Genomic DNA, 24,348 nt, shown 5'->3' on the forward strand with positions numbered 1-24,348 from the left:
ATGCGTCTGTTCCACACCTCCGACTGGCACCTCGGCCAGAACCTTCATGGTCAGGAGCGAGATTTCGAACACGCCAGCTTTCTGACCTGGCTGCTGGCCCGTCTGGCCGAGCGCAAACCAGATGTCCTGCTGATCGCCGGCGACATCTTTGACACGGTCAATCCGCCGGTCAAATCCCAGGAGCGCCTGTACGATTTCATCGTCAGCGCCCACGAGCAGAACCCGCAGCTGACCATCGTCATGATCGCCGGCAACCACGATTCCGGCTCGCGCATCGAACTGCCCGCGCCGCTGATGCGACGCCTGCGCACCCACGCCCTGGGCCGGGTGCTCTGGCTCGACGATGGCGTGCTCGACGTCGATCGCCTGTTGCTGCCACTGAGCAATGCCAAGGGCAAAGTCGTCGGCTGGTGTCTGGCGCTGCCTTTCCTGCGCCCCGCCGAAGTGACCGGCGCCGCGTTGGGCGATAACTATCTGCGCGGCATCGGGCAGGTCCACGAAATGCTCATCGCCGCCGCAAACCAGCGGCGCAAGAAAGGCCAGTCGCTGATCGCCATCAGCCACGCGCACATGGCCGGCGGCTCGGTGTCGGAAGACTCCGAACGCAGCCTGATCATCGGCAACGCCGAAGCCCTGCCCGCCAGCCTGTTCGGCGAGAGCATCACCTACGTGGCCCTGGGTCATCTGCACAAACCCCAGCGAATCAATGGCGAAGACCGCATTCGCTACTGCGGCTCGCCGATTCCCCTGTCGTTTTCGGAAATCGGCTACCAGCATCAGATCCTCGAAGTCGAGTGCGACGGCGACACACTGGTCAGCGTCAAACCGCTGCTGATCCCCCGCGCCGTGAACCTGCAACGGGTCGGCCCGGCAAGCTTGGCCGAGCTGTTGCTGCAACTGCGGGATCTCCCGGACATCGACCTGCTGGCCGACGTCGACCGTCAACCGTGGCTCGAAGTCCGCGTACGCCTGGACGAGCCGCAGCCGGATCTGCGCAACCAGATTGAGGCCGCGCTGGAAGGCAAGGCCGTGCGACTGGTGCGCATCGCCGCCGAATACGCCGGCAAGGGCGGTCGCGATGAAGACGCCAACCAGGACTTGATCGAGCTGGATCAACTGAGCCCCCAAGAACTGTTCAGCCGTGCCTGGCAGGACAGCTACGGCAGCGAGGTCGACGAACAGACGCTGCAGGACTTTGCGACCCTGCTTCAGGACGTGCAGCTGGAGAGCGAGCAGCCATGAAGATCCTCGCCATTCGCCTGAAAAACCTCGCCTCGCTGGCTGGCCCGTTCGAGCTGGATTTCACCGCCGAGCCCCTCGCCAGCGCCGGCCTGTTCGCCATCACCGGCCCCACCGGCGCGGGCAAGAGCACGCTGCTGGATGCCCTGTGCCTGGCGCTGTTCGGCGCGATTCCCCGGCTGAACAACATCGGCCAGTCCCGCGTGCCGGAGATCGACGGGGATATCAGCACCAACGATCCGCGCAACCTGCTGCGTCGCGGCACCGGCAGCGGTTACGCCGAGGTGGATTTCATCGGCATCGACAAGCGCCGGTATCGCGCGCGCTGGGAAGCCAACCGCGCCCGTGACAACGCCACGAAAAAACTCCAGGCCAGCCGCCAGACACTGATCGACCTGGACAGCGAGCAGATTCTCAGCACGCAGAACAAGACCGAGTACAAGACCCTGCTCGAAGCGCGACTGGGGCTGAACTTCCAGCAGTTCACCCGGGCGGTGATGCTGGCGCAAAGCGAGTTCAGCGCCTTCCTCAAGGCCGATGACAAAGACCGCAGCGAACTGCTGGAGAAGCTCACCGACACGGCGATCTACAGCCAGTTGGGCCGCCGCGCCTACAGCAAAAGCAAGGAAGCCGAAGAAGCGCTGAAAACCCTTCAGGCCCAGGCCGGCACGCTGACGCCGATGGAGTCGGAGCAGCGCGCCGAGCTTGAGCAGCGCTTCAACGACGCCCAGCAGCAACTGAAACTGCAACAGGCGCACCTGCGCCAGCTGGAGCTCAAGCAGCAGTGGTTCAAGGAATTGAATCGCCTGGGCGACAGCCATCAGGCGGCCAACGAACAGCTCGCCAGCGCCCAACAGACATGGGACGCACACAGCGCCGATCGCCAGCGGCTTGCGCTGCTGGAGCGTCTGGCGCCACAGCGGCATCTGTTCGGTCAGCGGTCCAGGCTTCAGGCTCAGCTCGCGCCGCTGACCGCCGCGATTCAGGCCCATCAGCTCAAGCAAACCGGGCTCGATGGGCGCATCGCCGACCTGGACAGCAAACGCATCAGCGCCGACGGCGCGTTGCAGCAAGCGCAGGAACAACTGCTCAATGCGCGGCCTGTCCTGAGTGAAGCGTTCGAGCAGCAGGCCCAGCTCAACCATCTGAATCAGGAGCTGCAACAACTCGGCGAGCACACGCGTGCCGCGCAGCAGGCCAGCACCGAAGGTCAGTCGACCCTCGATCACCTGGCCGAGCAGCAGCGCCAGGTCGAAGGGCGTTTGCAGTCGATCGCCGAGCAGCTGGAGCAGAGCGCGTCGCTGACCACGCTGAGTCAGTCGTGGAGCGCCTACCGGCCGCGTCTGCAACAAACCGTGCAGCTCAGCGCGCGCCTGATTCAGGGACGTGCCGAGCTGCCGCAGCTGGAGAAAAACGCCACCCTCGCCGAGCAGACGCTAAGCGAGCGCCGCAGCGCGTTGCAGGCGCTGTACGACGACGCCGAGGTCAAGGCCGACGCGGTCAGCCACGAAATCGAACGGCTGGGGCAACTCCTGCAGGACAACCGCCAGCAGCACGGCGCCAGCGACTCACTTGAACGTCTGTGGCAGCGGCATCAGGACGTCGCCGGCCGCCTGCTCGACGTGCAAACCCGCCAGCAGCAGGCCACCGAGCGTCGCGCCCAAAGCATCGCCCAAGGCCTGAAACTCAAGGCCGAACACGAAGCCGCCGAGCAGGCGCTGAAGGTCACCGTTGAACTGCTGCAACGCCAGCGCCTGGCCCGCAGCGCCAGTGTCGAGCAACTGCGCGAGCAACTGGTCGACCAGCAACCGTGCCCGGTGTGCGGCAGCGAAGAACATCCCTATCACCAGTCCGCCGCGCTGCTTGAAGCGCTGTCGGGGCACGACGACGGCGAAGAAGCACGCGCCCGGCAAACCGTCCGGCAGCTCAGTGAAAAGCTCGCCGAGCTGCGCGCCGAAGTCGCCGAGCTCAATAACCAGCTCAAGCAGTCCAAACCGCAGCAGGACCAACTGGCCGAACAGCTGGAAAGACTGGCGCCTGAACTGGAAGCTCACCCGGTCTATCCGCGTTTGCTGGAGCAACCCGAGCACCTGCGCGGCGACTGGCTGAGCGAACGCCTGCATCAGCTGGCCCAGGACATTCACAGCGCCGAACAGCGCCAGACCCGTTTGCTGAAAGTGCAGCGGGACGCCGAGTCCCTGCAGCAGCAAGTGCTCGATGCGCGCGAGGCCAGTCAGCAGGCGATGAAGCTGCTCGACGATCAGCAACGCCATATCGCCCTCGACAATCAGGGCTTCGAAGCGGCGCTGCAGGAGTTTGAGCCGCTGCTGCCTGCCGAAAGCCTGAGCCAGTGGCGCGAGTCGGCGACCCAGAGCTTCATGCAGCTGGACAACGACATTGCCGCCCGTGTCGAGCAGCTCGAGCAGCAGAAGACCGAGCAGCAGGAGCACAGCGAGCGCGCGCAAAAACTCGAGCGCGAGCAAGCCGCCCAGCAAAGTCGCGCGGCAGAACATCAAAAGTTGCAGGCTCAACTCGATGCCCGTCAGCAGCAACACCAGACAGTGCAACAGCAACTGGCGCAGACCCTCGGCGACCACGCGTCACCCGAGCGCTGGCAGCGCGCCCTTGAACAGGCGGTCGAGCAGGCGCGGGAGGCGCAAAACGCCATCGCCCATGAACTGCAAGCGGCGCGCAGCGAACTGATCAAGCTCACCGCAGAGCTGGAGGGTGAGCAACAGCGCTTGCAGGCCCTTGAACAGGAGTTGGGAGAACTCGAACGGCAGATCGCCGAGTGGCGCAGCAGCCACAGCGAGCTCGACGATGCCGCGCTTGAGGTGTTGCTGGGGATGAGCGACGACAGCGTTGGCGAGTTGCGTCAGCAATTGCAGTCCAGCGAAAAAGCCCTGGAGCAAGCCCGGGTTCTGGTGGCAGAGCGCGCGGCGCAGTTGCAGCAGCATCAGGCCCAGCACAGCGACAGTGGCGACGCCGAGCAGTTACTGGCCGCGTTGACCGAAGCGCAGGCGCAATCGGTGGTTCAAGATCAACTGTGCGCCGACCTGCGCGCCCAGGTCAGCGAAGACAACCGCCGTCGCGACGCCAGCAGCGAGCTGCAGGAGCGCATCGCCCACGCACACGCTGAATATCTGCGCTGGGGCCGACTCAACGCGCTGATCGGCTCCGCCACCGGCGATACGTTCCGCAAGATCGCCCAGGCCTACAACCTCGATCTGCTGGTGCACCACGCCAACGCGCAGCTCAAGCAGCTGGTGCGTCGCTATCGCCTGAAACGCGGCGGCAGCATGCTCGGCCTGCTGGTCATGGACACCGAAATGGGCGACGAACTGCGCTCGATTCACTCGCTCTCGGGCGGTGAAACCTTCCTGGTGTCCCTCGCCCTGGCGCTGGGCCTCGCGTCCATGGCTTCAAGCACGCTGAAGATTGAATCGCTGTTCATCGATGAAGGCTTCGGCAGCCTTGACCCCGAATCCCTGCAACTGGCCATGGACGCCCTCGACGGGCTGCAGGCCCAGGGCCGCAAGGTCGGGGTGATCTCCCACGTGCAGGAAATGCACGAGCGAATCCCCGTGCAGATTCAGGTGCGGCGTCAGGGCAATGGCCTGAGCACCGTGGAGGTCAGCAGCGGCTAATCCGTTTTTTCACGACGCACGGACGCGCCCGATGGCGTTTCTGTGCAACCCTGTACCCCTTGCGCGACAGTCGCGCCAAACTCGAAAGAAGGTAAAACCACGTGGCAAACTCAAAAGTATTTTTCGACATCACTGCCAACGACGAGCCAATGGGCCGCATCGTCATGGAGCTGCACAACGACGTCGTTCCGAAAACCGCTGAAAACTTCCGCGCACTGTGCACCGGCGAAAAAGGCGACGGCCTGAGCTACAAGGGTTCGTCCTTCCACCGCGTGATCCAGAACTTCATGCTGCAGGGCGGTGATTTCACTAACCACAACGGCACCGGTGGCAAGTCGATCTACGGCAACAAGTTCGAAGACGAAAACTTCACCCTCAAGCACACCGCCCCAGGTGACCTGTCGATGGCAAACGCTGGCCCGAACACCAACGGCAGCCAGTTCTTCATCACCACCATCGTCACCGAATGGCTGGACGGCAAACACGTCGTCTTCGGCAAAGTCATCGAAGGCATGGACGTGGTCAAGGCCATCGAAGCGCTGGGTTCGCAATCCGGCCGCACCAGCAAGAAAGTCGTCATCGCCGATTGCGGCGAACTGACCGAGGCTTGAGCATGACGTCGGCGCCTCACGCTGAATCGACGGTGCCGACGCTCTACTCGTTCCGCCGCTGCCCCTACGCCATGCGCGCTCGCATGGCGCTGGGGTATTGCGGCGTACCGGTGCACACGGTGGAAGTCAGCCTCAAGGCCAAACCGGCTGAAATGCTCGAACGATCACCCAAGGGCACTGTGCCGGTTCTGGTGCTGGAAGACCGGGTGCTGGAGCAGAGTCTGGACATCATGGGCTGGGCGCTGGCGCAGCATGACCCGGACGATTGGTCCCTCGCACGCAACGTCGAAAGTCAGCAACAGATCGCCGCGCTGATCGCGGAAAACGACAGCAGCTTCAAACAGGATCTGGATCACTACAAATACGCCGTGCGTTATCCCGAATTCACGCAGGAAGAATACCGCCAGCGGGGTGAGAGGTTTCTGCGCAGGCTGAACGAATTACTGGCGTCACGGGACTTTCTGATCGCCCATCGACTGACCCTGGCCGACATCGCCATTGCGCCGTTCATACGGCAATTTTGCGCGGTGGATGCGGACTGGTTCTGGCAAAGCCCCTACCCCCATCTGCAACGCTGGTTGCAGCGCTTCCTCGCCTCGGACCTGTTCATCAATGCGATGGCCAAGCGCTGATTGCAGCGCGTTGCTGAATAGCCCCACCACTTCGCTACACCACGTCCAGTTGAAAGATCGGTGAAATTATTTCGCTGTGCCGTGGCGGAGGATTACCCGCGTTAAGCTTCTGCGAGCGCTGCATCTCGACCGCTTCAGCGACCTCGGTCTTTAACTCCATGCTGCGTGCCACACCGCCCACCGAACCTTCGCCATGGCCGAGCAATGAGCAGCCGTTGTTGATCAGTGCGAAGAACACAATCACCCAGAAGTTCGCGCCTTTCACGACGCACGCCCCTGGGACTGAACAGCCGCACGATTGAATTCAACCGAAGCGGTTTGCGTCGACATCTGCGACGGGGCATTGAGTTGTGGGTTCGTGCTGACGACGGTAACCACTGCGATGAAAACCACATACAACGCTATGGCGGTATATGCGCCGTGTTTAATTGAATTGAGGATGGCAGTGGCCATGATTGAAGCTCCGGGACGTGTCTGTTTCAGGCGCCCAGAATGCTTGAAGTTGTGCGGGTTAAAAAACGATGGCTGGCGATTCAAAAGATCGATGGGGTTGATTATTTGGGAAATTAATCAGGCTGATAGACCAACGCATTGGTCCTATTTACATCAATCCAAGTGGGAGCGAGCTTGCTCGCGAATAGGCCGTGAAAATCTGCACCAAGTCGACCCCATCTGTAATTTTCGTCCTACGTAACAGTAGGAATGCAACTGCGTTCACTGCGACCTCGCACCCTGGCGCGTCATCAACTTTTTAGCGACGATTCCTCCGATGTTTAAAGCCATGTGAGTGGGTGAATCGACGCGCCGAGTTGACAGGGCGAGGTGCATGAGTGTCTTCTTTGGCACGCTGAAACATCTGTAACGAATTTGAGACTGTGACGACGTTTGCGCGTGGACGTAAGCGGTCATGCAAAAACGGCGTCAGCGCCAGATATGCTCGTAACCTGTTGTTGCTGAGCATGGCGGTAGCGTTCCGCCCCCGTGCCTTCAAGGAGATTTATATGATGATGGACCTTGCCGCGTTGCTCTCGCCCCAGAACTGGCGCCTGTTCAAGAGTGCTGGGCAAAATCAGAACCGGATCGACTTGCTCGCCAAAATGCAAAACGGCCAGCCCGTGCCCGACGCCAGTGAACAGGAGTAGCCCTCATGTTTGAAGCCGCTCGGTTTGGTGATGAAATATCGCATACGGGTGCCTTGGGAGGATTTCTCCTCGGTGCTGCATTGGGCATTGCACTGGTGGCCACAGTTGCTATCGCCACCTTCACCTGTGGTTTTGGCGTTGCGCTTCTCGCAGGGATGGCAGCAGGCGTTGGAGGTAGCCTGCTCACTGCTGCGGGAGAAGCCTTGGGTAGTTTATTTTCGTCCCCTTCCGGCACGATCGTAACCGCTTCGCCCAACGTCTTCGTTAACAGTCGCCAAGCGGCGCATGTTGCCCAAAGTCTAGGCGCATGCAGCAAGCATCCGGGGGCGCCCGCGCAGGTAGCCGAGGGGTCCACCAACGTCTTCATCAACGGCACAGCGGCGGCGCGCAAAAAAGACAAGCTCACCTGTGGCAGTACCATCTCCAGCGGCTCGGATAACGTATTCATTGGCGGCGGTACCTACCGTTATTTACCCGTCGACGATGAAATTCCAGGCTGGTTGCGCACAACCGTTGATGTACTGATGGCGGTGGCCGGTGCTGCCGGCGGCATTGCCCAACTGATCAAGCAGGGCACCCAGGCAGGCATGAAAGCAGTCATGCCGTGCGTCATGAAGTTCACCGCAGGTTTTGTCGCGGGCGAAGTCGCCAGCCGATATGTAGTGGGCCCCGCCATTGAGCGTGCGGTCGGTGGTCATGCAGGTAACCCTGTTGATCTGACCACAGGCCGTAAATTCATCCCCGATGAAGTCGATTTCAGCCTGCCCGGTTTGATGCCAATTGAGTGGTCGCGGTTTTATGCAAGCGATCTGGCCGTAGACAGTATTTTGGGTCGCGGCTGGATCCTGCCTTGGGAACAGAGCCTGCGCCGCAAAGGCAGCTTCGTTTACCTCACCGATAATCAGGGTCGAACCGTTCCTTTCGTGAATGTCGAACCGGGCCAGCGGATCTATAACCCCCACGAACAGGTTTATCTGGTCTGCACCGAGGGCGGGCATTACCTGCTGCAAACCCTCGACAACATCTTCTTCTACTTTGGCGAAGTTCCGGACGACAACACGCCCGCGCCGATCCAGCGCATCGAAAACGCCCTGGGGCATTTTCTGCATTTCGCCTACACCGTCGACGGTTCGCTCACTGACATCAGTGCCACTGGCGGCGTGCGCGTTCATCTGGAATATGACAACCCGCTGGGACGCCTGACCGACGTCAAACGTGTGGTCGAGAACCTGGGCGTCGAAACCCTCGTTCAGTACCGTTACGACGACAACGGTCAGCTCACCGAAGTGATCAACCGCAACGGCGACTTGACACGCCGTTTCAGCTACGCCGACGGCGTGATTGTCAGCCACAGCAACGCGCTGGGCCTGAGCTGCAACTACCGCTGGGAAACCCTTGACGGTCAGCCCCGCGTGGTGGAGCACTGGACCAGCGACGGCGAGCACTTTCATTTCCGTTATGACTTCAAGAACCGGACTTCCTGGGCGGTTGAAGTCTTGGGTCGTGAGCTGGAGGTGCACTACAACGAGGATCATCGCGTTGTTGCGAGCCGTGACTACGGTGGCGAACGTTACGTGATCGAGATCGACGACACCGGCAACATGACCGGAATGACGCTGCCAGATGGTAACCGTCTGACGTTCAAGTACGACGAATATTCGCGACTGGTTGAGGAGTCGGACCCGTTCGGCCGGACCATCAGCTACAGCTATCACCACCTGACAACGCTGGTTTCGTCGGTCACTTACCCAGACGGCAGCACCTGGAAAGCCCGTTACGATAAAAAAGGTAATCTCATCGCAGAAGTCGATGCACTCGGCCACAAAACCGAGTACCTCAACAGCGAAGACGGCCTGCCGCACACGATTATCGACGCTACCTACAAGTCGAAATATCTCTGGTGGAACACGTTCGCTCAGGTCGAGCGTTTTCAGGATTGCTCCGGCAAAAGCACCTTTTACACCTACGACGACAGGTCCCACCTGATCGCCATGACAGATGCGCTGAACCAGACCACACGGCTTGAGCGCAAACCCGACGGCGAAGTGCTGCGCATTGAGCGTCCGGATGGTACGACTGAGTCGTTTACCTACAACGCCATTGGCCAGGTGCTGACGCACACCGATGGCAAGGGACAGACCACGCGCTTGCTGCGTACTGCACGCGGGCTCCCTTCTAGCCGACAGGATGCGAAGGGACAGCGCATTCGCTATGAGTATGACAAGGCGATCCGGCTGACAGCGCTGGTCAACGAAAACAATGCGGCTTATGAGTTTGCCTACGATGAGTCGGATCGGCTGATCGAAGAAAAACGCATTGACAATCTGACGCGCCGCTTCAGCTACAACCTGGGCGGACATCTGACGCGCGTTGATGAAATCGGCTACGGAGATCGAGCAGAGCGGCCGCAGCGCAGTACGGAATATGAGCGCGATGTGATTGGCCGCTTGCTGGCGAAGGTCAATCAGGATGCGCGGCAGGATTACGCCTACGACAAAGGTGATCGTCTTCTCTCTATTGAACGAACGCCTACGGCGCTTGGTAAGAAGCTCGGAATCGGTGAAGAGCGTCTGGAATTTTCCTATGACTTGCTGAGCCGTGTGATCAATGAGACTACACCGCAAGGTGTGCTGGCCTATGAATACGATCCGCTTGGCAACCTAACTACGTTGACATTACCGACGGGCCAGCACCTGAACCATCTGTATTACGGCAGCGGCCACCTGCACCAACTTAACCTTGACGGTTTACTCATCAGCGACATGGAGCGCGATGACCTGCATCGCGAGGTTTACCGCACGCAAGGCAAACTGACCAGTTGCTTTGGCTACGATGCGATGGGGCGTAAGAGCTGGCAGTTCGCATCGACGATACCTGGCGAAAAGCTCTCGCAGATCCACAACCCCGGCAATAACAGGCTGCTGATCGACCATGCCTACAACCCTATCCACCGCTGCTACCAATACGATCCGGCTGGCGAACTGACCCGCACCCTCGACAAACTACGCGGCGAGATCAAATACGAGTATGAAGCGAACGGCCAGCTGCACAGCCGTGATACTGGCCGCTTGGTTGATAGCGAAGAGTTCAGATACGACGCAGCAGCCAACCGGCTGAATTTCAATACCAGCCAGTTTGATCAGGTCAAAGACAACCGCATCAAGCAATGGCGCGACCAGGAATATACCTATGACGCGTGGGGCAACCTGATTGAAAAACGCTCAGGGCTGAGCAAGCTCCAGACGTTCACCTACGATTGCGAAAACCGTCTTGTTCGTGCGGAGACGATGGTCAACAGCCAGGTGCATAGCGTTGGGACGTATCGTTATGACAGCCTAGGGCGGCGCGTCGGAAAGACGTCCGAGATTGAAGGGCAAACCGAGCACAACCAGTTCCTCTGGCAAGGCCTACGGATGCTGCGTGAGGAAAAGCCGTGGCACAGCAGCCTCTATATTTATGAGCCGGGCAGCTACGCGCCGCTGGCCCGGATAGACCAAAACGAAGGTGAGGCAGAGCAGAAACTTTACTACTTCCATACCGACCAGATCGGCACGCCGCTGGAGATGACCGATGTCGACGGAGAGATTGTTTGGCAGGCGACGTACAAGGCGTGGGGCGAGGTCGAGTCTTTTGCCGTGAATGAGGTTGAGCAGAATCTGCGGTTTCAGGGTCAGTACTTCGACGAGGAGACGGGACTGCACTTCAACACATTCAGGTATTACGACCCGGAGGTGGGGCGGTATGTCACGCAGGACCCTATCGGTTTGATGGGCGGCCTGAACTTGTACTCTTACGTGCTAGCACCTACGCTTTGGATAGATCCCCTGGGCTGGCTTCCTTGGCCCAAAGGAGGCTTTGATAGTTGGTTTAACGATGCCTCTGTTAAAGATGTAATTTCGAATAAGACTGCAGTTGAAGACGCGCTTCGTAGGCCTGGAGGTAAACATGAAATGTTCCCGGTATCTATGGCGGCCAAGGCTAAGGAGTTAGGCTTTAGTGCTCAGGAGCTTAAAGAACTCACGGTACCCACCAAAGATATCATCTTTGTGGGCGTAACGGATAAGCATGGCAACCCAGTCCCTGATGGCCCTCATCATGGCAGCAGTGCGGGCCGAAACTTCCACAACAAGTTAATCAAGGATCTATCAAAAACGAGTACCAAAGCTGAGGCGTTAAGTGTGATTGATAAACACCATAGCAAACACATGAAATTGGGAGCGTGCTAAGTGGATGAATACGATATTGAGCGGTACGACAAAGTGCATCTATGGATCGGTACTAATTTTGAGCCGGAGTCGGAGTATCAGAAGTACTTTGAGTTGGACTATGACTCCGAGCTGGATGAGCCGTCGTACAAAGTTTGCGGATTTTGTAAGGATATAGGGCAAAGGCGGTATGACGAAGATTTTATTGGTATCATTCCTAGGAAAGATAAAGAGGTCGACTTGGATGTTCTACTTCAGGAGTCTGCCATTGACCCGTCGCAGCTAGAAAACGTGAAGGCCGAATGCTTTAACTTGGGAGTGCATAAAGCGAATGCCATGTTTTGGTATTCGGACGGTGGAATAGCTGTGCCTACTCCGTACAAGCAGAATTACAATGGCCTCAAGTATATAGGTTTGTACGAAGGCAATTGAATTTAGGTCGTTGGCTGCTGTTCTATTAGAAAGCACGCTGGTGAAAGTATCCGCGTGATCACCGAAACTGCCTCCGGATGGCAGAGGCTGGTATGCCCGGTACAACGAGAACGCTACCTCATCGTTTTATACGACGCGCTCGGCCATAAGGCCGAGCAGCTCAACTGCGATGACGGTTTCCCCACACCATCATTGATGAGACCTACAAATCAAAATACCTGTGGTGGAGTAACTTCGCTCAGGTCGAGCGGTTTCAGGATTGTTCAGGTAAAAGCACCGTTTACGCCTACGATGATCGGTCTCATCTGATTGCCGTCACCGATGCGCTGAATCAGACGACACGACTTGAGCGCAAACCTGATGGCGAAGTTGTGCGCATCGAGCACCCGGATGGCACCGCTGAGTCGTTTACCTACAACACACTTGGCCAAGTGCTGACGCATACCGATGGCAAGGGACAGACCACGCGTCTGCTCCGTACTGCAAGGGGGCTGCTTCTATCCGACAGGATGCGAAGGGCCAGCGCATTCGTTACGACTACGACAAGGCGATTCGTCTTACAGCGCTGGTTAACGAAAATAATGCGACTTATGAGTTTGCCTACGATGCGTCGGATCGACTGATCGGAGAAAAGCGTATCGACAATCTGACGCGTCGGTTCACCTACAACTTGGGTGGGTATCTGACGCGCTTGGATGAAATCGGCTACGGCGACAGGGTGGAGCGGCCGCAGCGCAGTACCGAATTTGAACGCGATGTCATTGGACGGTTGCTGGCCAAGGTCAATCAGGATGCGCGGCAGGATTACAGTTATGACGAGGGAGACCGGCTGTTGTCGATTGAGCGGTTGCCTACCTCGGTCGGTAAGAAGCTTGGCATTGGCGAAGAGAAACTGGAGTTGCCTACGACCTGCTGGGCCGGTTGATCAAAGAAACCACATCGCAAGGCGCGCTGGCCTACGAATACGATCCGCTCAGCAATCTGACCACGCTGACATTGCCGACTGGTCAGCACCTGAATCATCTGTACTACGGCAGCGGCCACCTGCACCAACTCAACCTCGACGGTTTGCTCCTCAGCGACATGGAGCGCGACGACCTCCATCGAGAGGTTTATCGCACGCAAGGTAAGCTCACCAGTTGTTTTGGTTACGATGCGATGGGGCGCAAGAGCTGGCAGTCTGCATCGACTATTCCGGCGGAAAAGCTGTCGCAGATCCACAACCCCGGTAATAACAGCCTGCTGATCGACCACGCCTACAACCCTATCCACCGCCGCTACCAATACGATCCGGCTGGCGAACTGACCCGCACCCTCGACAAACGTACAAGGCGTGGGGTGATGTCGAAACCCTGGCTGTGAATGAGGCTGAGCAAAACCTGCGGTTTCAAGGACAGTACTTTGACGATGAGACGGACCTGCACTACAACACGTTCAGGTACTACGATCCTGAGATAGGGCGTTTTATTACGCAGGATCCGATTGGGTTGGAAGGTGAATTTAATCTCTATCAGTATGTGCCTAACCCTCTCATGTGGTTGGATCCTAATGGCCTTGTGACTTATAACACGATGCCTGGGAAATCAGGTTTTCAGAAATTTCACATCATCCCGCTGCAGCTCTCTGGCCACCCGGTGCTGAAAGCGTCAGGTATGAATATCCATGCATCGAATAACATAATTTATCTACCAACCCACGCGGAAAATCATCCTGTACGAACTGTCCACTTGGGCCCACATCCGGGATACACTGCCGAAGTTCGGGGCAATCTGAATGAGATTGAGAGAGTTGGGCGTGAGCAAGGTTGGAGCAAGCAGCAATACAAAGCTGCTCCCGACGACATGATCGTCGAGGACAGGCAAGGGCTCCGTAAAGGAGAGACAAAATTGAACAAAAATTCTGTTAGGAAGGGAGAGTGCTAAATGAAATTACTTACACCTTCAGATGGATATCCGGAAAGTTACTGGCTAAGTTATGATCACACAAATAATCTTGACCATTTAGAGTTTAATACGTGTAAAAAGCTTTCCGCCACTGGCGCCAAGCCGAAAGTGACTCTCACAAAAAAGATTTCATTGAGTACTTTCCGCCAATATGACTATTTCTTCAGCGATGGCCCGGATCTAGTTGGCGCTAAACTCGCTGAAATTATTAACTCCTCGACATTTGCAAGCGATGTTCAACTGATCTGTGCTGACGTTATGATTAATGGTAAAAGCTATGATGATTATTTCATTATTAACTACCTTAGGTCGGAGCGTGCGTTTGATATGACCAGTTCAAGTTATAAATCGCTTATCAAGTCAACGCCAGATGGCCCGAAGAAATTTAGTAGGATTGTGCTGCTCGATAAAATTCCGAAGAGCGGTATGTTTCGTGCTTCGGAAAGCAATTCTCACGTAGTAGTTTCTGATGATGTTGCTGAACACTTTAAGAATAACTCTGTCAGGGGTGTGGAATTCTGCTCGGAGAAAGATAATATGTAATAAAGCGCTGAGCTGGGATTTCGATTTTTAATTACGATGTATCTGATTTGAAAGCTTTGTATCAGGGCAGATTGTAACGGCAGCGCAGCTATTATTAATACTATTCATCTTCGCATCAAGACCAGTCACACCAGTTGCTCACCACCGAGTTCCAGCCTACTAATGCCGGGAAACAACTGGGTGTGACGGCAGAGCACCTTAATCTTGGTTATGACCTGCTGGAGCGTTCCATCGAAGAGACCACACCGCAAAGGGGGCTGGCCTACGAATACGATCCGCTAAGCAACCTGACCACGCTGACGTTGCCGACGGGTCAGCACCTGAATCACCTGTGCTACGTCAGCGGCCACCTTTACCAACTCAACCTCGACGGTCTGCCGATCAGCGACATGGTCGCAAGGCTGCCTTCGCGAGCAAGCTCGCTCCCACAAGAACAGTGTCCGAAGCCGACAGAGCGGCGGCAGGACAAGATGAGGAATGATTAGCTGATTAGCATCGGCGCTTAATTCTAACCCACAAAAAAATCCCCATCGCTTATCCAGCAGACGGGGATCAAAGGGGAGGAATTCAGCGCTTTCGCGAACAAGCTCGCCGGCACTTGATGCATGGCCTGACACGCATTGGTCAGTGGGTCGCATCAACCTGTAGAAGACGAAGTTGCTCGCGAAAGCGTTTTCCGATTATCAAGAAGTTGCAGCTTACATCAGGTTCTTACAAATCCATTCCCCGGCAACGATACGTTCGTTAACGGGGAATGGATTCACTTCGAAATACTATTCATTGTTGAATCTTGTGATCCAGAGCGGCGTAGAAGTTGGCGCTTTGTTGCAGGTACTTCGGGGTGTAGCTCTGGGTCGAGCTGACTTTTTTGTCGGTCGCTTCGACACTGGCACTGGCAGGCAATGCAACGGTAGCGGAGATGGCGGACGCGGCGATGATGGAGAAGATATTGAAGTTCATGGTGGGTACCTCGCTGTGGTGTGTCGTTTCAAGTCTTGACCGTCGTGGCCGTGGAATGAAAGTTACGCCCGAGGATGTTCTGGAAAAAATCTTTTCTGGCACTAGCCCTTATCACCTGAATTGATACAGGCCCAGAGCCCTTGAAAATCAAGGGATGGGCCTGCGTCAAAGCGTCACGGGCTGTCAGTGTGCGGTGAGGAAATGGAAGTCGGACGGCGAATCGAAGTCGACTTTCTGCACGGTGTCGCCCAGCAGACCGGTTTTCGGGTCAACGCGGACGGTCACGATCTGGTTGCTTTTCTGGTTGGCGATCAGCACGAAGTGGCCGCTCGGGTCGAAGGCGAATTCGCGAGGTTCCTTGCCTTCCACGGTGCGACGCTGGACTTCCTTGAGCTGGCCGTTCGCGGCATCGATGCTGAACACCAGCAGCTCGTTCACTTCGCCACGGTTGGCAACGTAGAGGAACTTGCCATCCGGCGAAGGGTGCAGGCCACCCGCGGCACGGTTTTGTTGACCTTCCTTGTTGGCGAGGTCAACCAGTTGGGTCTGCTTGAACACACCGTCGTGATAATCAAACACCGCGACCTGGGCGCTCATTTCCATCGTCAGCCAGGCGTGCTTGCCGTCTTTGCTGAAGGTCAGGTGGCGCGGACCGCTGCCCGGTGGCAGGTCGACTGAAGGCACTTTCGCCGGCTTCAGCGGCTGAGGCTGTTTGGCGTCGTAGTTGAAGACAAACATCTTGTCAGCGCCCAGGTCCATGGCGATCAGGTACTTGCCGTCGGGCGTGGGTACCGCCGCGTGAACGTGGGACGAAGCCTGACGCTCCGGATTGACCTTGCTCGCTTCGTGGGTCGTGGTCTGCACCACAGGCGCCAGTTTGCCGTCCTTGCCGACCGGCACCACCGCCAGCACGCCACCCGGTTGCGGGTGGACGGCGTAGTTGGCGACGAAGAGGAAACGCCCGTCCAGGCTCAGGCTGGAATGGGTCGGCTCTTCGCCCTTGGTGTCGATCTGATTGAGGAACGACACCGCGTGGGTCTTGGGGTCGATAGCGTAGCTGCTGACCTTGCCGACGACGTCTTTCTGGCCCGGGCCGTTCTCGTTGACCGCGAACATATGACGCTGGTCTTTGGAGAGCGTCAGCCAGGACGGGTTGTCGCTCTTGATCACCTGATGCGGTTTGGCGTCGAGCTGGCCGGTCTGGGTGTTGAAGCCGAAGCGGTAAATGCCTTCGCTGGCGCCGGCGGTATAGGAACCGACCAGTACGTCGTAATCAGTCATGGGTTTGGCCTGAACGGAGAGCGCGGAAAGGCTGCTGGCAAGCGCTAACCACGGCAGAAGTCTGGGAGTCATTGGGCTGTTCTCTTTTTGGAGTTGTTGGCGCGCCGTGCACGCAGATGGTCACGGGCTATGACAGCGTATTGCGTAGAGTAGTTGCCGAGTGGGTGCTGTGAAACTGCGGGGACATGGCGCTTGGCGGGGCTGGATTGATTTATGGTTGGGCGTCGCGCGCCCGGGGACAGATTGATTTACGGTGAAGCGTTGTAAATAAATCAGTCCCCTCGATATTCACTGCAGTCCAATAGTGCGCGGTTACTCCTGCTCGCCCTCTTCATCGTCATCCTCGTCACTCGCCGCAATCCCTTGCAGCACGACAATGCGATGGTCGGCGTTGCCGTCGTTGATGACCCAGCTCTGGAGCGCGGCATCGAATTCGGCGGCGTCGATCTGCGCCAGGGAGAAACGCCAGACCTTGCGCTCGCGGCCGTCCATGCTTTCGATCTGGAGCATTTCATCGAGGGTGAATTCGAAAGCGTGCAGGCCGTCGATTTCGATCATGCTCTGGGCGGTCAGCGCGGTCTGGAGTTCAGCGCGCAGGGATTGCGGTGTGGTGGTCATGGCAGTGGGTTCGCATCAGTGAAAGCGCGAATGATAGGTGAAAAGACGCCGAAGCGCTGGCCTCGGCGTCCATTGGCCGCAGGTTCAGTCCTGAACCGCTTCCTTCGCGTAGTAGCGCGACGGGATGCCCCAGACAATCAGCGCGATGGCCAGCACGCTGACGGCGAACAACGCGAACAGCGCAGGCGTCGCCGTGCCGGTGAGGTCCTTGATGCGGCCGACCATGAACGGCGCGATGATCCCGCCCAGTTGCCCGAGGGAATTGATCAGCGCGATGCCCGCAGCGGCAGCGATACCGGTGAGGAAGCGCGGCGGGATGGTCCAGAAGATCGGCATCCAGGCGATGATGCCAGTCATGATCATGGTCATGCCGATCATCAGCGGCACCAGTTGCCCGGGAAACAACGCACAGACCAGATAGCCCGCCGCGGTCAGCGTCGCGCAGCCCGCCATGTGCCAGCGGCGCTCGCCGTGGCGGTCGGAGCTGGCGCCGATCAGCAGATTGCCGATCACCGCGCCCACATACGGAATCACCGTCAACAGGCCAATGTTCAGGGTGTCGGTCACGCCGGCGGTTTTAATCAACTGCGGCATCCAGAACAACAGCCCGGTCAGCGCCATGACCAGACACAGGTAGATGCCTGACATCACGTAGGTGGTCGGGTGTTTCCAGATGTCTTTGACGGTCTGCTTGACGACGGGCTGGGCCTCTTTCGCCATACGCGCCATCACCACCTGTTTTTCCTGATCACTGAGCCAGGTGGCGTCTTCGATACGGTCCTTGACCAGCCAGAACACCACACCGCCCAGCAGGATGGACGGGATGCCTTCGATCAGGAACAGCCAGCGCCAGCCGGCCAGGCCCATGACACCGTCGAAGTGACCGAGGATCAGCCCGGCAATCGGACCGCCGACGATCCCGCACAGGCAGATGGAGCTTTTGAAGTAGGAGTTGACCCGCGCCCGACGTGAGCCCGGATACCACTGGGTGAAGAAATACAGGACGCCGGGGACGAAGCCGGCTTCCATCACGCCGATCAGAAAGCGCAGCGTGTAGAACCAGAATTCGGTCTGCACTAACATCATGCAGGCGGACGCGATGCCCCACGAGACCATGATCCGCGCGATCCAGATCCGCGCGCCGATCTTGTGCAGCAGCACGTTGCTCGGCACTTCGAACAGGAAGTAGCCGACGAAGAACAGGCTCGCGCCCAGGCCGTAAACGGTTTCACTGAAGCCAAGGTCGCTGGCCATCTGCAGCTTGGCAAAGCTGATGTTGACGCGGTCCAGGTAGGCAAACAGGAAACAGGCGATGAACAACGGCACGATTCGCCAGCTCACCTTGCGGTAGATGCTGTCCTCGAGGGCGTCGGCATCAAGGCGTTCCAGCGGGATGGCAGTGGCGGTCATGGGTCGCACCTCGTTTTGTTTTTATGGGTGTCGTATCGAGCGCAGCAGCCAGCCACTGTAGGAGTGAGCTTGCTCGCGATAGCGAAATTCCGGTCACCCCTTTCAGTGACTGGATCACCGCTTCGCGAGCACGCTCACTCCTACAGGATTTCTGCAACGCGGCGAATCACCACGCATGCAGTCCTGGCCATTCAAGCGTTCCGCAAGAGCGGGACATCAAAGCTGCTTGATGCCACCCGGCTGGAAAACCGCCTCGGCCGGCGCAATGCCGTTGATCAACGGCGCACCAAACTCATGCTGGCTGATCTCGAACTTGTCCCCCGGCTGCGTCTTGATGCCATCGGCAAACGACAGCGTCGCGGTGCCGAAGAAATGCACATGCACATCCCCCGGCCGCAGGAACTGGGCGTATTTGAAGTGGTGGTATTCGAGGTTTTCCAGGCTGTGGCACATGTTGGCCTCGCCGCTCAAGAACTCCTTCTCCCACAGCACCTGCCCGTCGCGATGGATGCGGCTGGTGCCCGCCAGGTTCTGCGGCAGATCGCCGACCCGCAGCTCCGGGCCGAAGGAGCAGGCGCGCAGCTTGGAATGGGCCAGGTACAGGTAGTTCTTGCGCTCCATGATGTGATCGGAGAATTCATTGCCGATGGCGAAACCCAGGCGGTAAGGCTTGCCGTCGTGACCGATCACGTACAGGCCGCTCAGCTCGGGCTCTTCGCCGGCGTCTTCGGAGAAGGGGGGCTGCGGGAACGACTCGCCCGGACGGATGACGATGCTGCCGTCGCCCTTGTAGAACCACTCCGGCTGCACGCCTGGCTGACCGGCTGCTGGCTTGCCGCCTTCCAGGCCCCATTTGAAGATGCGCATGGTGTCGGTCATGCCCGCTTCGTCATTGCCCTGCTGGTGCATTTTGTCCCGCGCCGACGCGCTGCCCAGATGGGTGAGCCCGGTGCCGCTGACCAGCAAGTGCGCCGGATCAGGGTGATCCAGCGGCGGCAGGATCATCAGATCGGCACGCAGCTGCGAGTAATCGTGGTTATCCCCCAGGCCCAGGCTGTCAACCTGCTCGGCGAGGGAGATCTTCTTGTCGATGGCCGCCAGGGCCAGATCACGGGTGCTGGTGGCGCCCTGGATTTCGCGCACCAGCGGACCGTCCACCAGACCGACGCGACGCTGGCCGTTGCCCAGTTCGAACTGTACTAAATGCATGGGGTTCTCCTGTTTGGGGTCTACACGGCCGCCCCACAGAGCGGCCTGAGGTTAACGAGAGCCGCGCGCGCTGGCGGCAAATTTCGATTCGGGCAAGGCGTGCTTGCGTTCCAGAACACGGTAGACCACGCCGGTCAGAATCAGGCCGCAGATCATCACGCCCGAGAGGAAGTACAAGCCGCTGGCCAGGTTGCCGGTCAGTTCTTTCAGCCAGCCGATGACGAAGGGGCCGATGTAGCCGCCCAGATTGCCCACCGAGTTGATCAGCGCAATGCCCGCCGCGGCACTGGCGCCGGCGAAGAAACGACCGGGCAGTGTCCAGAACACTGCCGTGCAGGAAAACAGCGAGAACGCCACCAGCGACAGCGCCGCCAGTTGCAACACCGGCACGGTCAGGTACGCGCTGAGAAACAGACCGATGGCGCCGATCACATACAGCACCGCCAGATGACCATAGCGGTCATTGAGCCGATCGGAACTGCGCGGGACGATCAACAGGCCGACGATGCCGAAAATATAAGGTACGGCAGAGATGAAGCCCGTGGTCAGGTCGCTGCCGCCAAACTGTTTGATCAGCGTCGGCAGCCACAGGCCGAGGCCATAAATGCTCAGCGTGACGGGGAGATAAAACAGCGCCAGCAGCAGAACGCGTTTGTCTTTGAGCGCATGCAAGGGGTTGCCGTGGCGGGTCTGGCCGTATTCTTCCAGGTCTTTTTTCAGCTCGCCGGCGAGCCATTGTTTCTCGACCGGATCCATCCACTTCACGTCCTTCGGGCCATCAGGCAACCAGCGCAACACCGGCAAGGTGAGCAGAATCGCCGGCGCGCCGATGCACAGGAACAGCCACTGCCAGCCGTGCAGACCGGCCACGCCTTCCATGCCGAGCAAACCGCCGGAAATCGGGCCGGTGATCATCATCGCGATGGGTTGGGAAAGGATGAACAGGCCGAGGATCTTGCCGCGATGGCGGACCGGAAACCATTGGGTGATGTAGTACAGAACGCCGGGGAAGAAGCCCGCCTCGGCCGCGCCGAGCAGAAAGCGCATGACATAGAAGCTGGTCGGGCCCTGGACGAAGGCCATGCCCATGGTGATCGCGCCCCAGGTGAGCATGATCCGCGCGAACCAGCGCCGCGCGCCAAAGCGTTCGAGCATCAGGTTGCTGGGGATTTCCAACAGGAAGTAGCCAATGAAGAACAGGCCGGCGCCCATGCCATAGGCCGCGTCACCGATGCCGACGTCCGCGCCCATGTGCAGCTTGGCGAAGCCGACGGCGGAGCGATCCACATAAGCGATCAGGTAGAGCAGGATCAGAAAGGGAATGAGTTTCAGGGTGATGCGACGAATAAGCCTGAGTTCCTGGCTCATGGATGCGGTCCTCATTGTTTTTGTTATGGAAGCCTGCGGGGATCGCCTCTGCCTTCGTGTGCGCATTGCTGCGGATGAAGCCGGCAGGGTCGTCCCTCGGTTGAGATCGACTATATAGTATTACTATTTAAGACTACAACTCTTCCACTCGCGACATTTTCGGCCTATTTTAGTCAGCACCTGCAGCCTTTAGTCTTACAAATAAAGCCTAACAATAAGAGTGCCGATTTATGTCTGATTCCGCCAAGAAACCCGTGCTGCGCTCCGCCCAGTGGTTCGGTACTGCCGACAAGAACGGCTTCATGTACCGCAGCTGGATGAAGAACCAGGGCATCGCCGACCATCAGTTCCAGTGCAAGCCGATCATCGGCATCTGCAACACCTGGTCCGAACTCACCCCCTGCAACGCCCACTTCCGCACCATCGCCGAACACGTCAAACGCGGCGTGATCGAAGCCGGTGGTTTCCCGGTTGAATTTCCGGTCTTCTCCAACGGCGAATCGAACCTGCGGCCGACCGCCATGCTGACCCGCAACCTGGCGAGCATGGACGTTGAAGAGGCCATTCGCGGCAATCCCATCGACGGCGTGGTGCTGCTGACCGGTTGCGACAAGACCACCCCTGCCCTGTTGATGGGCGCTGCCAGCTGTGACATCCCGGCCATCGTCGTCACCGGCGGGCCGATGCTCAACGGCAAGCACAAGGGCAAGGACATCGGCGCCGGCACCATCGTCTGGCAGATGCACGAATCCTATAAAGCCGGGCAGATCAGCCTCGACGAATTTCTCTCCGCCGAATCCGGCATGTCGCGCTCGGCCGGTACCTGCAACACCATGGGCACCGCTTCGACCATGGCGTGCATGGCCGAAGCGCTGGGTACGTCGCTGCCGCACAACGCGGCGATTCCTGCTGTCGATTCACGCCGTTACGTCCTGGCGCACATGTCCGGCATGCGGGCGGTGCAAATGGTCAACGAAGACCTGCGGCTGTCGAAAATCCTGACCCGCGAAGCCTTCGAAAACGCCATCCGCGTCAACGCAGCCATCGGCGGTTCGACCAACGCGGTAATCCACCTAAAAGCCATCGCCGGTCGCATCGGCGTGGACCTGGAACTGGACGACTGGACCCGCATTGGTCGCGGCACGCCGACGCTGGTGGACCTGCAGCCTTCCGGGCGCTTCCTGATGGAAGAGTTCTACTACGCTGGCGGCCTGCCTGCGGTGTTGCGTCGTCTCGGCGAGAACAACCTGATTCCCCACCCCGACGCCTTGACCGCCAACGGCAAGACGCTGTGGGAAAACGTGCAGAATTCGCCGATCTATGGCGACGACGAAGTGATCCGCGCCATCGACAATCCGCTGGTGGCCGATGGCGGTATCTGCGTGCTGCGCGGCAACCTTGCGCCGCTGGGTGCGGTGCTCAAACCGTCCGCTGCCACGCCTGCGCTGATGAAGCACCGGGGTCGCGCGGTGGTGTTCGAGAACTTCGACATGTACAAGGCGCGCATCAACGATCCGGATCTGGACGTGGATGCCAGCAGCATTCTGGTGATGAAGAACTGCGGGCCGAAGGGTTATCCGGGCATGGCCGAAGTCGGGAACATGGGTCTGCCGGCCAAGCTGCTGGCCCAGGGCGTAACCGACATGGTGCGGATTTCCGATGCGCGCATGAGCGGCACGGCGTATGGGACTGTGGTTTTGCACGTGGCGCCCGAAGCAGCAGCGGGTGGTCCGTTGGCGGTGGTGCAGGAGGGGGATTTCATCGAGCTGGATTGCGCAACCGGCCGCCTGCACCTGGACATCCCGGAAGCGGAACTGGCCGCGCGTCTGGCTGACTGGCAAGCACCGCCACAGCTGTTGATTGGCGGATACCGTCAGCTGTACATCGATCATGTGATGCAGGCGGATCAGGGTTGCGACTTCGACTTCCTGGTCGGCATGCGCGGCTCGGAAGTGCCACGACACTCTCATTGATTGAAAGCCATTGATTGAACGCGCCACGCCGCCGGACCTGCGGCAGCGACCGGGGTGGCGCTCCACCTTGCTCGCGAATACTGACCTCCAGCCGCCAGATGTCCAGCGGCTGGACTGACGCTTTCGCGAGCAAGCTCACTCCCACAGGTCCTCGGCATGGCTCGAAATCTCAAGTCACCCACGGTCTCGTGGGAGCGAGGTTGCTCGCGAATACTGATTTTCCGCCACTAAAGATGCGGTGGCTGGACTGACGCTTTCGCGAGCAGGCTCGCTCCCACAGGATCTGCGTGAGTCGCGGGAATCCAGTTTGTTCAGCCGCAACCAATCCGGGTCATTTCGAGCGGCGCGTCTCTTTGTCCGCCAATGCTATGATGCGCCGCATTCACCGCTCAGGATTGCCCCGCGCCCCATGGATTACCGTAAGCCCTCCGACCGTAAAAGCATGCACTCGCGCATTGTCCAGGACATCGGCATGCAGATTGTCTCGGGCCGCTTCAAGCCCGATGACAAACTCCCCGCCGAAGCCCTGCTCTGCGAAGAATATGCCGTCAGTCGTCCTGTGCTGCGCGAAGCCACGCGGGTGTTGGTCGCCAAAGGGCTGGTGTATTCCCGGCCACGGGTGGGCACGGTGGTCAAGCCGCGCCGCGAATGGCACATCCTTGATCCGGACGTGCTGCACTGGCTGATGCAAAGCTCGCCGCAGAACGAGTTTTTCGCCCTGCTCACCAGCGTGCGCAGCATCATCGAACCGGCGGCCGCCGCCCTCGCCGCGCAACACGCCACCCCCGAAGACATCACCGCCATCGGCGAGGCCTACGAGCGCATGGCCGCCGCGCCGACCGTTGAAGACGTGCTGCAACCGGACCTCGATTTCCACAGCCGCATCGCCGACGCGACCCACAACGACTTGCTCGCGCACTTGTGCAACATGCTCTCGCTGGCCTTGCGCGAGGCGTTGAAGCATTCCAACAAACGCCCGAACCTGCACGAGCTGGCATTGCCCCGCCATCGTGCGATCCTCACCGCCATCGAAAATCGCGATGCGCTGGGCGCCCATCACGCCACGCTGGTGCAACTGGACGATGCGCGCAACGCGCTGAATGTGGTGCTGGGGCAAGGCGTGAAGTTGTAGCCC

Annotated in this window: 19 protein-coding genes and 2 pseudogenes; 13 read left to right on the forward strand and 8 right to left on the reverse strand. The window is 58.9% G+C overall.

The genetic code is table 11. The features are described 5' to 3' along the window. From IFT47_RS02185 to IFT47_RS02200, 4 genes are all read left to right on the forward strand, one after another. The gene (locus IFT47_RS02185; RefSeq protein WP_192171032.1) at nucleotides 1-1,242 is read left to right on the forward strand and encodes an exonuclease SbcCD subunit D C-terminal domain-containing protein; all 1,242 of its coding nucleotides are present in this window, start codon (nucleotides 1-3) and stop codon (nucleotides 1,240-1,242) included. After that, complete coding sequence (locus tag IFT47_RS02190) at nucleotides 1,239-4,886, forward strand: AAA family ATPase (RefSeq protein WP_192171031.1); 3,648 nt, start codon at nucleotides 1,239-1,241, stop codon at nucleotides 4,884-4,886. The genes IFT47_RS02185 and IFT47_RS02190 overlap by 4 nt, the downstream gene beginning before the upstream one ends. A 101-nt stretch (nucleotides 4,887-4,987) precedes the next feature. Then, on the forward strand, nucleotides 4,988-5,497 hold the full coding sequence (locus tag IFT47_RS02195; RefSeq protein ID WP_037013702.1) for a peptidylprolyl isomerase: 510 nt from the start codon (nucleotides 4,988-4,990) through the stop codon (nucleotides 5,495-5,497). 2 nt (nucleotides 5,498-5,499) lie between these two features. Then, nucleotides 5,500-6,129, forward strand: coding sequence for a glutathione S-transferase (locus IFT47_RS02200; protein ID WP_192171030.1), 630 nt, complete (start codon nucleotides 5,500-5,502; stop codon nucleotides 6,127-6,129). A 34-nt stretch (nucleotides 6,130-6,163) separates the two neighbouring features. On the opposite strand, the gene IFT47_RS02205 is transcribed toward IFT47_RS02200, so the two are convergent. Continuing rightward, a complete protein-coding gene (locus tag IFT47_RS02205) occupies nucleotides 6,164-6,394 on the reverse strand; it encodes a hypothetical protein (RefSeq protein ID WP_192171029.1) in 231 nt (76 codons plus the stop codon). After that, a complete protein-coding gene (locus IFT47_RS02210; RefSeq protein WP_192171028.1) occupies nucleotides 6,391-6,582 on the reverse strand; it encodes a hypothetical protein in 192 nt (63 codons plus the stop codon). Before IFT47_RS02210 ends, IFT47_RS02205 begins: the two co-directional genes overlap by 4 nt. A gap of 548 nt (nucleotides 6,583-7,130) precedes the next feature. On the opposite strand from IFT47_RS02210, the gene IFT47_RS02215 reads away from it, so the two are divergent. The 7 genes and pseudogenes from IFT47_RS02215 to IFT47_RS02240 all read left to right on the forward strand — a co-directional run. Next, the gene (locus IFT47_RS02215) at nucleotides 7,131-7,271 is read left to right on the forward strand and encodes a hypothetical protein (RefSeq protein WP_192171027.1); all 141 of its coding nucleotides are present in this window, start codon (nucleotides 7,131-7,133) and stop codon (nucleotides 7,269-7,271) included. Between the two features lie 5 nt (nucleotides 7,272-7,276). After that, the gene (locus tag IFT47_RS02220; RefSeq protein ID WP_244655829.1) at nucleotides 7,277-11,497 is read left to right on the forward strand and encodes an RHS repeat-associated core domain-containing protein; all 4,221 of its coding nucleotides are present in this window, start codon (nucleotides 7,277-7,279) and stop codon (nucleotides 11,495-11,497) included. Next, the gene (locus tag IFT47_RS02225) at nucleotides 11,498-11,908 is read left to right on the forward strand and encodes an immunity 22 family protein (RefSeq protein WP_192171026.1); all 411 of its coding nucleotides are present in this window, start codon (nucleotides 11,498-11,500) and stop codon (nucleotides 11,906-11,908) included. 73 nt (nucleotides 11,909-11,981) lie between these two features. After that, nucleotides 11,982-13,404: pseudogene (locus tag IFT47_RS02230) on the forward strand (RHS repeat-associated core domain-containing protein); the annotation flags it as partial. After that, nucleotides 13,396-13,830, forward strand: a complete 435-nt coding sequence (locus IFT47_RS28035) for an AHH domain-containing protein (protein WP_446731157.1) — start codon at nucleotides 13,396-13,398, stop codon at nucleotides 13,828-13,830. The pseudogene IFT47_RS02230 and the gene IFT47_RS28035, both read left to right, overlap by 9 nt. Beyond that, complete coding sequence (locus IFT47_RS02235) at nucleotides 13,831-14,394, forward strand: imm11 family protein (protein ID WP_192171025.1); 564 nt, start codon at nucleotides 13,831-13,833, stop codon at nucleotides 14,392-14,394. Nucleotides 14,395-14,513: 119 nt separating this feature from the next. Then, nucleotides 14,514-14,786 (forward strand): annotated as a pseudogene (locus tag IFT47_RS02240) (hypothetical protein); the annotation flags it as partial. A 385-nt stretch (nucleotides 14,787-15,171) separates the two neighbouring features. Here IFT47_RS02240 and IFT47_RS02245 read toward each other — a convergent pair. The 6 genes from IFT47_RS02245 to IFT47_RS02270 form a co-directional block, all read right to left on the reverse strand. Then, nucleotides 15,172-15,354, reverse strand: coding sequence for a hypothetical protein (locus IFT47_RS02245; RefSeq protein WP_074890378.1), 183 nt, complete (start codon nucleotides 15,352-15,354; stop codon nucleotides 15,172-15,174). A 183-nt stretch (nucleotides 15,355-15,537) separates the two neighbouring features. Further along, a complete protein-coding gene (locus IFT47_RS02250) occupies nucleotides 15,538-16,707 on the reverse strand; it encodes a lactonase family protein (protein WP_192171024.1) in 1,170 nt (389 codons plus the stop codon). 240 nt (nucleotides 16,708-16,947) lie between these two features. Beyond that, nucleotides 16,948-17,253, reverse strand: a complete 306-nt coding sequence (locus IFT47_RS02255) for a DUF5629 family protein (protein WP_192171023.1) — start codon at nucleotides 17,251-17,253, stop codon at nucleotides 16,948-16,950. 84 nt (nucleotides 17,254-17,337) lie between these two features. Beyond that, a complete protein-coding gene (locus tag IFT47_RS02260) occupies nucleotides 17,338-18,663 on the reverse strand; it encodes an MFS transporter (RefSeq protein ID WP_192171022.1) in 1,326 nt (441 codons plus the stop codon). 216 nt (nucleotides 18,664-18,879) lie between these two features. Next, nucleotides 18,880-19,872 carry an AraD1 family protein gene (gene araD1 / locus IFT47_RS02265; protein ID WP_192171021.1) on the reverse strand — a complete coding sequence of 331 codons (993 nt, stop codon included), beginning with the start codon at nucleotides 19,870-19,872 and terminating at the stop codon, nucleotides 18,880-18,882. Between the two features lie 51 nt (nucleotides 19,873-19,923). Then, entirely contained in the window at nucleotides 19,924-21,240 is a 1,317-nt protein-coding gene (locus IFT47_RS02270; protein WP_192171020.1) for an MFS transporter, read from the reverse strand. Between the two features lie 230 nt (nucleotides 21,241-21,470). Between IFT47_RS02270 and IFT47_RS02275 the strand changes: the two genes are divergently transcribed. After that, a complete protein-coding gene (locus IFT47_RS02275; RefSeq protein ID WP_192171019.1) occupies nucleotides 21,471-23,213 on the forward strand; it encodes an IlvD/Edd family dehydratase in 1,743 nt (580 codons plus the stop codon). A 409-nt stretch (nucleotides 23,214-23,622) separates the two neighbouring features. After that, a complete protein-coding gene (locus IFT47_RS02280; RefSeq protein WP_133773389.1) occupies nucleotides 23,623-24,345 on the forward strand; it encodes a FadR/GntR family transcriptional regulator in 723 nt (240 codons plus the stop codon). Nucleotides 24,346-24,348: the final 3 nt, after the last annotated feature.

It is taken from the genome of Pseudomonas sp. CFBP 13711 (assembly GCF_014842265.1).
Taxonomy (GTDB): domain Bacteria; phylum Pseudomonadota; class Gammaproteobacteria; order Pseudomonadales; family Pseudomonadaceae; genus Aquipseudomonas.